Annotated in this window: 8 protein-coding genes; 4 read left to right on the top strand and 4 right to left on the bottom strand. The window is 62.7% G+C overall.

Annotated features, from left to right (window positions below):
* Positions 1–180: 180 nt before the first annotated feature.
* Complete coding sequence (locus tag NKI06_RS15715; RefSeq protein WP_352986100.1) at positions 181–2,445, bottom strand: DNA/RNA non-specific endonuclease; 2,265 nt, start codon at positions 2,443–2,445, stop codon at positions 181–183.
* 508 nt (positions 2,446–2,953) lie between these two features.
* Between NKI06_RS15715 and NKI06_RS15710 the strand changes: the two genes are divergently transcribed.
* On the top strand, positions 2,954–3,640 hold the full coding sequence (locus NKI06_RS15710) for a Crp/Fnr family transcriptional regulator (RefSeq protein WP_023668987.1): 687 nt from the start codon (positions 2,954–2,956) through the stop codon (positions 3,638–3,640).
* Between the two features lie 30 nt (positions 3,641–3,670).
* Here NKI06_RS15710 and NKI06_RS15705 read toward each other — a convergent pair whose 3' ends face one another.
* Positions 3,671–7,993, bottom strand: coding sequence for a cytochrome P450 (locus NKI06_RS15705; protein ID WP_023668988.1), 4,323 nt, complete (start codon positions 7,991–7,993; stop codon positions 3,671–3,673).
* A 129-nt stretch (positions 7,994–8,122) separates the two neighbouring features.
* A complete protein-coding gene (locus NKI06_RS15700) occupies positions 8,123–9,895 on the bottom strand; it encodes an adenylate/guanylate cyclase domain-containing protein (RefSeq protein ID WP_023668989.1) in 1,773 nt (590 codons plus the stop codon).
* Between the two features lie 357 nt (positions 9,896–10,252).
* On the opposite strand from NKI06_RS15700, the gene NKI06_RS15695 reads away from it, so the two are divergent.
* From NKI06_RS15695 to NKI06_RS15685, 3 genes are all read left to right on the top strand, one after another.
* Positions 10,253–10,510, top strand: a complete 258-nt coding sequence (locus tag NKI06_RS15695; RefSeq protein ID WP_023668990.1) for a PepSY domain-containing protein — start codon at positions 10,253–10,255, stop codon at positions 10,508–10,510.
* An 83-nt stretch (positions 10,511–10,593) separates the two neighbouring features.
* Positions 10,594–11,334 carry a lysozyme inhibitor LprI family protein gene (locus NKI06_RS15690; RefSeq protein WP_023710496.1) on the top strand — a complete coding sequence of 247 codons (741 nt, stop codon included), beginning with the start codon at positions 10,594–10,596 and terminating at the stop codon, positions 11,332–11,334.
* 91 nt (positions 11,335–11,425) lie between these two features.
* Complete coding sequence (locus NKI06_RS15685) at positions 11,426–11,896, top strand: hypothetical protein (protein WP_023668992.1); 471 nt, start codon at positions 11,426–11,428, stop codon at positions 11,894–11,896.
* 97 nt (positions 11,897–11,993) lie between these two features.
* Here the strand turns inward: NKI06_RS15685 and NKI06_RS15680 are convergent, their stop codons facing one another.
* Positions 11,994–13,874, bottom strand: coding sequence for a L,D-transpeptidase family protein (locus NKI06_RS15680; protein WP_023688498.1), 1,881 nt, complete (start codon positions 13,872–13,874; stop codon positions 11,994–11,996).
* Between the last annotated feature and the right edge of the window lie 115 nt (positions 13,875–13,989).

The following is a 13,989-nucleotide window of genomic DNA, read 5'->3' as shown; positions in this document are numbered from 1 at the left end:
TGACGAACGACTTCTTTCCGGTGCCCGGCTCGCCGTCAGCTATGTGCTGATCCAGATCTCCGCTGTGTTGGCGCTAATTGGTACCGCTCGGGGGCGCGTGGCCGGCAGCAGGGAGGTCGGCTTGGATTGCGTCCATTCGGTCATGGTGTTCCCTGCAAGGCATCGCAGCGCCGCGCGAGCCTAAGCCTTCTTCTTTCGTCTCCGTGATCCCGCCCGCATGGCAATTTCGGTGCCGCGAACCGTTTCGTACTGGTCGGCATCGACCAGCGACTGGTCGAAGCTGACGCCGGTCATTTCGGAGATTTCGGTCAGCGGGTACATGGCGCCGATGAACTCGTCGGAGACGGCAAACTCAAGCTGCGTGTCCGACAGATCCTGTTCGAGCACGAAGCCGTAGCTGGCGATGCCGTCACTGACGTGGGCGACCACCACCTTCCAGAAGCGGCGCGGCACTAGCGCGCGAAGACTGGTGCCTTTGGGACCCTTGCCGGCAAAGGTCCGGTCGTCTTCGGCGAGGACCGGCCCGGCGAAGACGCAAAGCCGCTCGCTCGCCGCCTCCGACAGGACGTGGTTCTCAAGATCGCCCCAGTTCTTCTCGCCGCTGTCGGAGCGGTTGTAGCCTTCGACCTGGGGCGAGCAGTTGGTGACATGGAAGGAGCAGACATTGCCCCTGAGCAGCAGCTCGAAGGTGCTGCCCCAGGCCACGTCATCGCGCCTGACGATATGGCCCTTGTCGAAGGCGCCCTGATCCTGGGTGTAGAAGACATCGGGGATCTGATACTTGTCGTCGAGCCGCAGATCCGGGAACCAGCGCTCGCTGAACAGGCCGCCACGCGAATAGTTGCGGCCCTTTTCCGGCTCGCGCAGATTGCTCTCCTCGGTGACGTTGGAGGCGGTGAACAGCGCCAGCCGCCGCTTGGCGTGCATCTTGAGTGAAAAATTCTGGTAATCTAGCCGCGTGCCCCCTGCCTTGAGCTGCGCCAGCACGGACAGGTCGGTGGCCTCCGGCATCGGCACCACGACGGGCGCGAGCTTGGTGCCGCCGGACAGGAATTTTTCGTCGTAGCCCTTATAGCCGGCATAGTCCGCGACCGTTTTGGGAACGAATGCGCCGCCTGGAGGGGTCGGCTTGGCCGCTTCCAGTTCGACCGATTCCGTGACCGCTTCATGGCCAGGCGTTGCGCCGAGCGAGACGGTGATGCGCAACGGCACTTCGAAGGTGACGCTGCCGCCCGGCGAAACGACGACGCCTCCGGATGGAGGCGTCTGGGTGGCGACGCCCGGGATCTGCTGGGCGCCGCCGACTTCAACCAGGTTTACGCCCTCGGCCGGCGACCCACTGTCCGCCTTGTTCCACCATGCGCCCCAATCGTTGGGGCCGCCGCTGGCGGCGCCGGCGAAATTGAGGCCGAGGTCGACGACACGCTGGTCCTTGGCGAGCGCGCCGGTGGGCACGGCGTAGTTGCGCTCGAGATAGCGGCCGGCAAAATGCAGCGCCACGACCTCGCCGGTGGCGAGGTTGATCATGGCGGTGCCGGAGTTGCCGCCAGTGGTCGAGCAATCATGTGTCGCCGCGCTGACGATCTTGCCGAAACTCTCCGTATCGAAGCCGCCCTGCAGCATGCCCGGTTGCAGGCGCTTGACCTGGAAACGATTGCGCATGAGCTCGTTCTGGACATCGACCGCGTTGCGATTGTCGAACGCCGGATAGCCGATGGCGACGACTTCCTGGCGCAGCATATCGCGCGCGTCGGCGACCGCGAGCGACAGCGGCGTGATGTTGTCGGGCAGGCCTTCGACTTCGAGAATCGCCATGTCCCAATAGGGATGGATCATCCGGACATTGCGGATCTTGAAGACGTTTCCTGCCGCCGAATCGCGCTTGAAGTCGATGCCGGCGGCGCGGCCGTTGATGAATTGCACATTGCGGTCGCCAAGGCCGTCCGCAAATATCTGCGCCACATGACGGTTGGTCATCAGCAGGTTGCGGCCGACGACGAAGCCCGTGCCGCCGTAAGGGATATTGGTGTCCCACAACAGTTCGATACGCCCGATCGCCGGCAGGGCGGCTTCGATGCGCTGCTTCAATGCGGCCTCGCTGGTAAGCTTCGTCCACAGCGAATGGCCAGGTGTCGGAGCGCCGTCGAAAGTCAGCGTCGTAAAGGTGCCATCCTTGATGTCATAGACCGGCCGCAACTCCGGGATGATTATGGCTTCCAGATCGGAAAGCTGCTCGGGCGCGACTTCGGCGCCCCGCGCGAGGCTCTCCATGCCAGCGCGCGCCGATTCAAACGCCGCCTCCGTCTTGCCGGCTTCCGCAGGCGCAAGGGATTCCAGAGCGCCGCCTGCCATCGTCTCCACGTTGCCGAGGACTGATTCAGTCCCCTCGCCCCCGGTGACGAGATCGAGATATTGACGGATTCGCTGCTCTCTGCTGACCGGCATAGTCGCCCTCAAAGGTTCTGTCGAAGAAAAGAAATGTATTGCCCCATTTTAGACTGGTGCAATTCTGACTGGCAGGCAAGGAAACAAATCAACTCGCGTCGAAGATGACCGGAGTGCAACGTCGGCATGTCTCTTTGCCGCAGTCGCTCGCGCGATGTATGACGCTCGCATTATTTCAGCGATGCTGTATGTGATCTCCGTCACAGACGCTCACGCTGTTTGCGCCCACCTATCGCAACGGGTGGAAGGGCCATTGCGGCCGCTCGGTTTTACAGAAATTTTATCACCTATCCATTTTTATCAGTTGGCGCCTGCACGCGCGGCTCCTCTCGCCGCGCGTGCAGGCGGCTTTCCGCCCCGCACGAGCCAGGCACTGGGCGCGACCACTGCGCCAAGCCTTTACAAGGCGTAATCGCAAGGGATGAACGCCGGCCTTTGACGCGGTGCACTCTTGCCTTAGACTTCGGCCCTTAAACTTCGCCGATTGCGGCAATTGGGAATTTGGAACATGGCTTTTGGCGGCCCAAACGACAGAAACGATCTGCCGCGCCTGGCACGCATCGATCCAAAGCTGTTCGATATCCTGTTCAGCGGCTGCAAGGTCGAGCGCTACGCCGCCGGCCAGCATCTGTTCGTCCAGGAAGATGCCGCCGACCGAATCTACGGGGTGATGAGCGGCACGGTGGAAATCTCGATCTATTCGCCTGGCGGGCAGAAGCTGGTGGCCAATATCGAGCTGTCGCGCAGCCTCGTCGGCGAGATCGGCGCGCTTGACGGGCGGCCACGCACCGCCACCGCCATCTGCCTGACCGCTTGCGAGCTGGTTTCGCTCAGCAGGACACAACTCTTTGATCGCATTGAGAGAAATCCACCGCTGGCACGCGCGATGATCGAACTTCTGTGCGCCCGGCTGCGCTGGGTCAGCGGCGAACTCGGCGACCAGGCCTTCTTCGGCATCGAGGCGAGGCTCGCCAAACGCCTGGTCTTCCTGGCCAAGGTGATGGCCGACAGCGCCGGCTGGATCCCGATCTCGCAATCGGAACTCGGAGAGTTCCTCGGCGCCACGCGCGAGTCCGTCAACAAGACGCTCAACGACTGGCGCAACCGCTCGTTCATTGCCATCAAACGCGGCGGCCTGCGCATCACCGACACCGGGGCGCTGCGCCATATCGCCGAATCGCAGGACGACGACTGACGCCGATCCCGAATCAGCCCCGGCTAAGACTCAGAGCCGCGAAATCAGGTAGCGCAGCGCCGAGCGGCTGGGCATGAAGAAGTATCCACCACCCTTGGTGGTGACGAATTGCGGCATGTCACGGAGCGTCGTGACCTTTTCCCATGACGGAATGGTGAACCTGCCATCACCGCTGCGCGAACCAATCGTCGGGTCCTTTTCAGCGACGAGGCCCTGGAACGTGGCCGAGGAAACCCAGGTCTGCTGAATGAATTCGTACTGGCGCTCTATGTCGGCGTTGAGGCACATGAACAGCAGCCCTTTTTCGACCTTGCCATTCTTGCCGTCCTGCTTCTCATAGGTACGGCCGACCCGCAGGATACGATGGCGCTTGCCGATATTGATCTGCGTATCGCGGTCCTCACCCAGCGAGTCGCGTGGGTTGGAACGGCGAATGTGGGCACCAAGCGGGCAGCGATGGCCTTGCGGATCCTCGGCGCCAGCGGCGAAGTCGTTGTCGATGACGCGTCCCGGATGATCGGGGTTTCGCACCAGCGAGCTACCGTTCTGCCAGCGGCCGAGCATCTTGGCGGCAATCCAGTCTTGCGTGATGGCTTGGTTGCCGAGTTGGCTCGCGACCAAGGCTGCAGCCTTTTTGCAGTAGTTGTTGAAGACGTCGACGTGCTGCTCGAACTGGCGAATAACCAGGAATGAACCGTTGCGCCCGAAATCGCGCGGCGGTGGCGGCAGGCCCGGAATCAGCCGGCTACGGCGCACCTGCGAAAGGATTCCGGTCCGATCGCGTGATGCGCTTACCGAGGGCGAGGCTGGATAGAACCCATGCTCATCACGATAGCCGAACAGGAACTCGCCGGGCGCGACCAGATGCATGGGCGCGGCGCCCCTGCTGGCGCGGGTCGTGCCGCGGACAATCGGCTGCGAAATCCCGTCCGCGAAACCGAAATGCTCGTAGGCTGGCCCACGTTCCGACCGATCGTCACGCTTTGCCCCGTCGGACGATTTCGTCTTCGTGTCGGTCGGACCCCGGTTTACGGCGAGCGGCAGTTCGGCGACGACCTTCATGCCTGCACCGGTCGTCTTTCGTCTCACGGTGGCAATCTCGGTCTTCAACCGTCCCGGGTCTTCAGCATAGCAGACGATGACCAGGTCCACAGGGTTCTCCAACGACCCCCACTCCCATTCGTCCGGGCCGTCGCGGCCTCGGTCGTCCAGTATGCGCCCACGCTCGGGATTGCCCATGCCATGGCGAAAGGCGATCGGAAATGTTTCCAGTGGATCGCCCTCCACACCCTCGTCGAGCCCAAACTGCCGCAGGCCACCGGGACCAAAGGCGACTATCATAGCTCGCCCGGCGGGCCTGCCTTCGCCGAAACTCGTCTGCTCGACAACGAAATCGAGCCAGGCTCTGCGCTTGGGCGCCGGCAACTTGTCCGGCACCCGGATCGCAAGCATATGCGAATAAGCGAGCGGGCCGAGCGGGCCGAAGAAGATGGACTGGATCTCGCCGGTTTCCAGCTGCTGCTCGAGAGGCGCCGGAAAGGCAGAGCTGATATTGGCCAGCAGCGAAGTGGTCTTTTGAACGGTGGTTGTTTCGCTCGCCGGGCGCCGTAGCGAACCGAACAAGCTCAGCCAGTCGCGCGCCTCGTTGCCGACGGCGGAAGCAATGCCGCGCCTGACCTGGGAATTGATCCGGATGCGCTCTGTGTTGATTTGGGGATAGGCGGAGTACCAGAACAGGGTCGGCACCTGCTGGCGCCGCGCCCAGCGCTTGAAACGATCGCCGTCGCGCGCGCCGTCCAGGAACAGCCATCGTGTGCGTGGATAGCCCACGGTGTTGCTCCACACGCCGGTGAGGCCAGCGGACGCCTTGGCGATGAAGTCCTCAAGATAGCTTTCCCAGCTGCCGCCGTAGTTGGAGAAGAACATCAATCGGTTGGAGCCGGGCAGCAGTATCCAGCGGGCGAAATGGATGGTGTTGATGGTGTTGAGGAAGCCTGGCTTGAATACCTTCTGGGCAGCTATCGAGATCAGGTAGAAGGAAAACCTGAGCGCCAGCCGCCGCAGAATGCCGGCCTTCATCGTCGAAATCGCAGTCAGATGGTTTTGTGCCGCGTGGCCCTCCTTGACGAGTATCGCGTTCAATTCAGATATGCCGATCGATGTGCTTTCCGGCCGATCCCTGTCCTCGCGGCGTCGCAGCGCCAGCAAGCACGAAAACGCCAGCAGCGCCGCTGCCACCAACACTCCAAGTCCCGACAACAGAAGTGAGGTGATTGCTACGGCTATGGCGGTGAAGGAGATTTCCTGGGAACTGATGTCGATAGATCTGCCGAACACCACACCGTAGGTCATATACCAGCAAGCAGCCCAGATGATCGCCACCGTGACGAAGACCGGCGGTACCAGCAACGTCGTCATCAGGGCACGGCCCCAATGACCCGGCGGCTTTTCCAGCAGGCTCTCGGCCGGCTCGAACGCCCAGGCAAACGTCCGTAATGACTGGACATGCTGGCGAACTTCAGCGAGCACGGCAGGAGCGTTGCCGGCGCCTTTGCGTGGCCGCTCGACGATGTCGCGCACGGCTTCGAAAAGCTGCTGCTCGGCCTTGATACGCTGGACCGAGTGCCCCGGCGTGCCCGAAAACACCAGTCCGGCATTGCTGCCGAAGGACGGCGATATGTCGACATTGTGCTTGCGCAGGAAATCGTTCAATGCGCCGCCATCGCGCAGATCGCAGACATCCTTGAAGATCGGCCGCAGCCGGTGCCCGATGGCGTGCGTGACCGCATCGATGACATCGTCGATGCTGCCGTCACCGGAAATCTCGAGAACCAGAGCTCCTTTTTCCTGACCGGAATCAGCGCCGATCTCGCCGGTGCCGACCACGGTCAGGCTGGTGAAGTGGACGGTGCCGGCAATGTCGAGCGCGGTGCGGATATCTTCGACGGCCGGGTTGCCGAGGCTGGCAACCTTGTCGCGGACAGCATCCAGCGACGCGGATCGGGTGACCGGGCAGACCACCGTCACCATAGACTGCGTTACGGTGCGGCAGAGTTCTGCCCGTTCGAAATCGACCTTGAGCGTTTCGGGATAGGCGCCGATGCGGGTCATCCGCCCGGCCTTGCCGGGCATGCGGCGCACGCCCTGCTTCTGGAACAGGGCGCGCAGGCTTTCGCCGATCTGGATCCTGGCAATCTCGGCGCCGATGCACTGATGAATGCCGTGGCCGAAGACCATGTAGTCGCGATACGGGCGCGATGTGTCGAACTGGTCCGGGTTCTGCACGGCGTCGGCATCGAACATCGCCGACAGCGTCGCCGGCATCACCACCGTGCCGGCCTTCACCAGGCGCTCGCGGCGCGTACCCTTGCCGATGATCGCGTCGCGGGCCGTGTAGCGCCAGGGGCCGACCCAGATCGGCTTGAAGCGCATGGCTTCAAGGACGGCCCTGTCGAGCTTGGCGGTATCGTTTTCGGCCAATGCGGCATCGATAGCCTGCCGTGCGTCGGGCCGCGACAGGATCACGTCGAGGCAATTGCCGGCGGCCAACACATTGGTCGGGACGAAGCCGGCGATCATGCCCAGCATGATCGAATTGAGGTCGTCCCGCGACAGGCGGCCCTGATCCGTCTGGACAACCAGCCTCGCCAGCGGTTGCTCGGCCTTCAAGCCCCGGTCCCTCGCCGACTGGATGGAGCGATCGATGACTTTGAGAAGACGGTCGCCCGCCACCACTGCGAGTTCGCGCATGACGGGGCTCGCCGTCGGGTCCGAAAAGAACAGCGCACTCAGCGCGATCGCCCAGTCGGCGAATTCGGATTCATCGTCGATCTCGACGCCGAAATAATCGCGGCAGATGTGCACCGGGACGATCTTCATCAACTTGGAGATCGCATCGAAGCCGGGGCTGGCGCGCGTCATGATCTCTTGCGAATGACGCGCCGCGATCGGCCTGACGGCGGCTTCGACCTCGGCCGGCGGGAATGCACTCAGCACCGACGATTTCATGCGCCGGTAGTCGGCGCCGTCCTGCATGCCGAGGATGAAGTTGGATCCCCGGGCAAGCTCGGTCATTTCCGGGCCGTATGGGGTCTGGAATTCGTCGCCGCGCTCCAATATGTCGCGGACATCGGCGTTCTTGGTGACCACGAGAACACCGAAGAGCTTGCCGGTCGGCCGGAAACGCCGCAACAAGGAAAGCGCCCAGCGGGGGTCTTCGGCCAGAGACCCGACGATGCGCGCAATCAGCCCTGTCTTCCGGATCCGGCCGAGATCGAAGGGCGGCATTTCCGACAGCGGGCGCTGGTTTTTCTGGGCCGCGCGAATAGCGTCGAAATACTTCAGTTCGGTCATGCGCGTTCAAGCCCCCCGGCTATCCACGTTATTGCGATGCCGGCCGTTCAACGCCTAGGTTTGCATCGGTTGCACGTATGTGAATCTTTTCACAGTTGGTCCATGTTCCAGCCAGCATTGACGCCATGTTCATTTGGCCAGTCGGAAATTGGCGACGAGGAACTCGTTCGCGGCCTTGTCGGTGAAAGGTATCCAGCGCACACGCTGTTCTGAAAAATCAGGATGCCGGGTGGTGAAAATGGTCATCTCGCGCCGCGCCTGTTCCGGCCGGCCGCTTCGCATCAGCGCGCCGATCTTCAGGAACCTGGAATAAAAATAGCCGGGAGACAGGTTGAGCGAGCGATCGGCGGCAGCGATCGCCGCCGGCCAGTTCTCGACCAAACAGTAGGCCGCCGTCAGTTCCCCCAGATTGTGGAAGCGGTAGAGGTCGAACGGGCTCAATCGCTCGGTATCGAGAAAGAACGGTATCGCTGACGCGGCATTGCCGAGCAGCAGCTGGGCGCTGCCCATGGCCGAGCGCGCGAAGGCAAAGCTCGGATTGATGTGGATCGCTTCCTCGAAATGGTCGACGGCCGATCGCGGTTCGCCGCGCATGATGTCGACGGCGCCGAGATGGGCGTGCGGGCGTGCATCCAGGCTGTCCACCAGCAACGCCTTGCGGGCAAACTGCTCGACCTTGTTCAAATCGTCGCTGTCGCCGAAACGCAGCCATGCCCGCCAGAAATACCACCACGCCAGTTCATTGAGCACGGCGCTCGAGTTGGCGTCCTCGCGGTACGCCTTCTGGAAGAACTCGAGTGCGGTTTCGGTGTCGCCACGGGTGCGCCGGTTCATGTGCCAGCGGCCGCGTCGCACCAGTTGCCAGGTCTCCAGGCTTTCCCAGGGAACCTGGAAGGTGCGTGCCTGTTCCGCCCGGTCGACCTCCTTGTCGAGGATCGAAACAATCTCAGCGCCGATCTGGTCGCGCAGGTTGAAGATGTCGACCAGATCGCGATCGAAGCGCTGCGACCACACCAGCCGCCCGTTGGACGCGTCGGCCAGCGAGGTGTTGAGGCGGATCTGGCCACCATTGCGCATCAGCGTGCCGCTGACGATGTAGCGCGCGCCGAGCGCGTTGCCGATCACCCGGGTGCCCAGCGTGTCGTCGCGGAACTGGAAGCTGGAGCCCTTGGCGATGACCGAGAGCCATCTGGTGTTGGATAGACCATAGATGATGTCCTCGGCGATGCCGTCGGCCATGTAGCCGATGTCATGCTCGCCGCCATCGGCGTGGAAGGGCAGGACGGCGATCGCCGGCGGCCCCTTGGACGACAGCTTCTGCTGCGCATTGGCCTGGGGAATGGCCGCGAACGACGCCGCCGGCGAGGATCCGTTGCCGCTGCGGCCGGCGATCAGAACGCGCACCGGCAAGGCGATGTTCTTCAGCCTGAATTCGCCGAGATCGGTGAATTCGGCCGCCGTCTTGTCCTTCACATGGTGCCAGGTCGTCTCCGAAACGGCGAGACCGTCGCCCGGCGCGAATTCCTGGATTCTCGCGGCGATGTTGACGTCGTCGCCGTAGAGGCGGCCACCACGCACGATGACGTCGCCGGTGTTGATGCCGGCGCGAAACGGCATGCGCATATCGTCGGCAACCTCGGCGTTGAGGGCGACGATGCGGCCCTGGAAATCAAAGGCCGCGCGCAACGCCTCGATCGGATTGCCGAACTCGGCCATGATGCTGTCGCCGGCGTCGCCGAACGTGCGGCCGCCAAATGTGCCACAGCTGTCGGCGATGATGTCGCGCCGTTCCTCGAATGCCGCGACAGCAGACTCGTCGTCGATGCCCATCAGCCGGGAGAACCCGACGGCATCGATAGAAATGATTGTCGCCAGCTGACGGGTGTAGTTCCGTACAGCCATGTTCGAGCCCCCGCTCCCTTTCTGGTTCTGGTCCAGCACAGGCGACGACCCGTTCCTGAAACACTTCGCCGCGCGCTGAGAGATGAAGATTCCGGCGGGGTTGGCGCGCCATGCCACCCCGCCAGGACCAGAAGTCTAGCAGGGTCTTGGGCAAAGCTCTACCACCATCGGGTTGTCCAGCGCGGGCCGTGGCAGCACTCATGGTTGGCCGGCGGTTGGCGCAAATATTGGCGTGCCGTAGCTCTGAGCGCGGCGATCCAGGGCTTCACGGAACCTGCGCGACGTCAGCACTCGGAACAAACTGTGCTGCCTGCGAGTTTCCGGTGCGGTTCATACCAACGTGAAATGAGGGTAATCATGCGAAATCTTGTTCTGGCGACCGGCGTCGTCGTTCTTCTGGCCGGCTCGACGGCCTTTGCCGCGGATGACAGCCCACTGCCGCCGACGAATGCCCAGAAACTGTCGGCAATCATCGCCAAGGTCGAGCAGCGCGACGGCTTTCGCTATGTGAAGGAGGTCGACTGGGACAAGGACGGGTACACCGTCACCTATTACACCGCCGACAAGGCGAAAGTCGAAATCACCTTCGATCCCGTAACAGCCGAACCGAAATAGCGCTGATACCGCACCGCTTCGGCAATTCCGTCCGCCGCGTTTTTTGCCTACGATGGTGGCAGTTGTCGGACAACGGGGCGACCATGCTTTCTTCCAATCGAATTGCCAACTCGCTTGCGCTTGTCGTTGCACTGGCTGGCGCGGCGGTCTGCCTTGGTCCAGCGCGTGCCGACGGGCCATCCTTCGACTGCCGCAAAGCCAGCCTGCCGGTGGAAAAGGCGATCTGTGCCGACCCGCAACTGTCGGCAATTGATGCCTTGGTCGCCAAGGCCTTTACGGGTTTCGAGCCAGCCTTTGGCCGCGACAAGCGCAAGATCGCCCGTGCGCTCATCACTGACAGGAACGCCTGCGGGCAGGATGCCGCCTGCATCGTCAGCGCCCAGAACAATGCGCTGCAGACCTACGGCAATGCGCCGTCCTGGGTGCAGGATTACAACATCGCCCTGATCGGCAAGAAGGCGCTCGACACCGCAGCCCGCCATCCAGGCAGCCCCGACCAGCCCCTGCCCTCGTCGATCGGGCAATGCGCCTTCACCCACATCACGGCGCTGACTACGCGGCTTGGCGACGACCCGCTGGAAACGGCCAGTCCTGAAGCCGGCAGTGTGACGCGGTTCAGCAATGGCGGCGCCGGGGTTTCCTACGAGCGGGAGCCTGGCCTTGCCAGTTCGAAAGCCGGCGATCCTGTCGTCATGTGCCTGATATCGATCCCGAGGGATTGTCCGCAGGGCGACGAGCGCGGGCGGGTCTATTACGGCGTCGACCTCACGATAAAAGGCACATGGATTTTGCCGGATTCGCAACATCTATGCGGCGGCGCCTGAAGATTTGCCGCAAAGCACTGCTGGATGCACTCTTGCGCCGATCCGCCTTTGATGGCTGAGTGCGCGTAACAGTTGCAGGGCACGGGGGTGCATGGCCATGGTTAAGCATGTTTTGAAGCGCATCCTGATGATGCTTGCCGGCTATTTCGTTTCGGTGCTGATCGGATTGTTCGCGGTCGTGGCGATATATTGCGCACTCGCCGTATTGCCCAACGCGCCGGACTATTTCGGCGCCATGCAATTTTCGCCCATTGTCGTGCTGCTGTGGCCGCCGCTCGGCATGGTCGTCTATTTCTTGACGATCGTGCTGACCGGCCTGCAGACGCTGATCTTCGCGCTGCTCGCCGAATTCTTTGCCCTGCGCAATTTCCTGGTGCACATGCTGTTTGGCGCCGCTGCCGCTGCAGCCGGCTTTTTCCTGGTCTGGCCGGCCGCGGAAGAGGATGCCGGACGCTGGGCCGATATCGGCATCATCGCCGCCGCCGGCCTCGTAGCCGGTCTGGTCTATTGGCTGATCGCGGGCCGCGACGCCGGCTTCCGGCGTCCGCTCATCCAGCGCTGATCGCAGGAAACGGGCGACCGTCCATCGGCCAAAAATCTAATAAAACCAGAGAGACAAAGTGAGTTCCTCGTTCGTTGAACGAGGAACTCCGCTGGTTTCAGCTCGTCGGCGAGCGCACCGCTTCAGTCGCTTCCAGCGCCTGCATCAGCCGCGTGTCGCGGTCGTAGACATCGTTGAAATATTCGACTTTGCCGGACAGGTCCGGCCAGGCAGTGAAGTAGGAGACATAGACGGGAATCGTGCGTGTCACGTCTTCGCTGGCATGGCCGTGCTTGAGCTTTTCGGCGATGTCGTCGACCGAGACGCCGAGCACCGCCGCCGCCATCCCACGTGGATCCTGAAGGCGAATACAGCCATGGCTGAGCGCCCGCATATCGCGCTGGAAGAAGGATTTTTGCGGCGTGTCGTGCATGTAGATGGCGTGCTTGTTGGGGAACAGGATCTTCAGTTCGCCCAGCGCATTGGCTTCGCTCGGCTGCTGGCGCACGCTGTAGGGAATGTTGGCGCCGTAGGCGCCCCAATTGACCGAGGAAGAGGGAACCCGCCTGCCGCGCGAGTCGGTCACCTCGTAGCCGGCACGGTCGAGATAGCCCGGATCGCCACGCAGCCTTGGCAGCATCTCGTTGACGATGATCGACTGCGGCACGCCCCAATAGGGATGGAAATCGACCTGCTTGATCTCCTTGAAGAAGAAGGCGGTCTGGTTGGTGGTCCGGCCGATGACGACGCGGGTCTTCAGCTTCTCCTCGCCATTGTCGATATAGCTGGCGGTGAAGGCGGGCTGGTTGATGAACACCCGCGGGCTGCCGAGATCGGACGGCATCCAGCGCAATTCTTCCAGCGCGACCTGCACCTTCTGCAGCCTGTCGGCCTTGGACGTGCCGGCGAGCGAGGCGACGGTGCGCGGGCCGATGACCCCATCGCCCTTCATGCCGGCCTTCACCTGCACGGCCTTGATGATCGGAACCAGTTCGGGAACATAGACATCGCTGGTGCCGAGACGAGACAGGATCTCGCCATAGGCGCCGCCCATCTCGTCGTCGAGATTGCGCGCGATCAGCGTCAGCAGCTTCGGCAGTTCGGCGCTGGTCTCGCCGGGCTTCAGCAACAGCTTGGGATCGACGACGATTTCGTTTTCGGCGCTCGCCTGCAGCGATTCAAGTTCGACGCGCAGCGCCTGATATTCCGCGTTCTGCGGGTGCCGCGATTCGAGGTAGGTGCGCACTTCCTGGGTGTGGGCCAGCGTCTTGAGCGCGCCTTCCATGTCGACCGGCTTCGGCGGAAATTCATAGTAGCCGGTGATGCGATTGGGATCGACGCGCCCGCTCTGGGCGTCACGGGCATAGCGCAGTACGCGCGCCGACAGCGCCATCTCGAAGCGGACGAGTTCCTTCAGATGGGCGTCGGCATCGACTGCCGATGCGTTGGCTGCCGGCACCTCGACCGTGTAGTCGGCCGACGTGAGACCATAGCTTGCGGCTTCGCCAAGCACCCGCACCGCATCCTGGGCGCGGGCATTGGGATTGCCCTCGTTCACCCAGATGAAATCAGGATTGGCAGAGTAATAGGCAATCAGTGCCTTGGCGATATCGGGCTCGGCATAGAGTTCATAGTCGCTGAGGCCTGCAACGGCTTCGCGGAAGGCGGTGCTGGTCGCCGACGGAACAAAGGCGGCGTCTTCAGCTGTTGCCACCTGGGGAGGTGCTGCCACCAATGCGGTAAAGTCGACGCGCACCAGCCGGTCGGCCTTGTAGGTGTAGTAGGACGGGCTGCTGATCCTGGTGCCGCCACCGCCCGATACGGCGGGCTTCGGCTTGCGCTTCGGCGGCGGCGGGAATTCGCCTTGCGGCCTGTGCTTGACGCCACCGCCGAACAGCATGTCGAACAGGCCTTGCGCGCTTGCCTGCGGCACACCGAAGGCCAGTGCTGCCGCCACTGCAAGCGGCATCACGGTGGCTTTATTTCCGAGGAATTTCATTAATCACCCGCTCCGGCTGCAAGCCGGCTCCCGTTCCGCGCCGCTAGACGATCTTGCCAACCGCATGGCGGATGTAAGGCGCTACTATACCGATTCATACCGATTTCGTTAAGCT

It is taken from the genome of Mesorhizobium sp. M0772 (genome assembly GCF_040320135.1).
In the GTDB taxonomy this organism is placed as follows: Bacteria; Pseudomonadota; Alphaproteobacteria; order Rhizobiales; family Rhizobiaceae; genus Mesorhizobium.
The sequence above is the reverse complement of the archived record's forward strand: the minus strand, read 5'-3'. Positions and strand labels throughout refer to the sequence as shown.

Excerpts from the sequence above, each read along its gene's own strand:
- NKI06_RS15715 (WP_352986100.1), bottom strand. The coding sequence starts at position 2,445 with ATGCCGGTCAGCAGAGAGCAGCGAATCCGTCAATATCTCGATCTCGTC.
- NKI06_RS15710 (WP_023668987.1), top strand. The coding sequence starts at position 2,954 with ATGGCTTTTGGCGGCCCAAACGACAGAAACGATCTGCCGCGCCTGGCA.
- NKI06_RS15705 (WP_023668988.1), bottom strand. The coding sequence starts at position 7,993 with ATGACCGAACTGAAGTATTTCGACGCTATTCGCGCGGCCCAGAAAAAC.
- NKI06_RS15700 (WP_023668989.1), bottom strand. The coding sequence starts at position 9,895 with ATGGCTGTACGGAACTACACCCGTCAGCTGGCGACAATCATTTCTATC.
- NKI06_RS15695 (WP_023668990.1), top strand. The coding sequence starts at position 10,253 with ATGCGAAATCTTGTTCTGGCGACCGGCGTCGTCGTTCTTCTGGCCGGC.
- NKI06_RS15690 (WP_023710496.1), top strand. The coding sequence starts at position 10,594 with ATGCTTTCTTCCAATCGAATTGCCAACTCGCTTGCGCTTGTCGTTGCA.
- NKI06_RS15685 (WP_023668992.1), top strand. The coding sequence starts at position 11,426 with ATGGCCATGGTTAAGCATGTTTTGAAGCGCATCCTGATGATGCTTGCC.
- NKI06_RS15680 (WP_023688498.1), bottom strand. The coding sequence starts at position 13,874 with ATGAAATTCCTCGGAAATAAAGCCACCGTGATGCCGCTTGCAGTGGCG.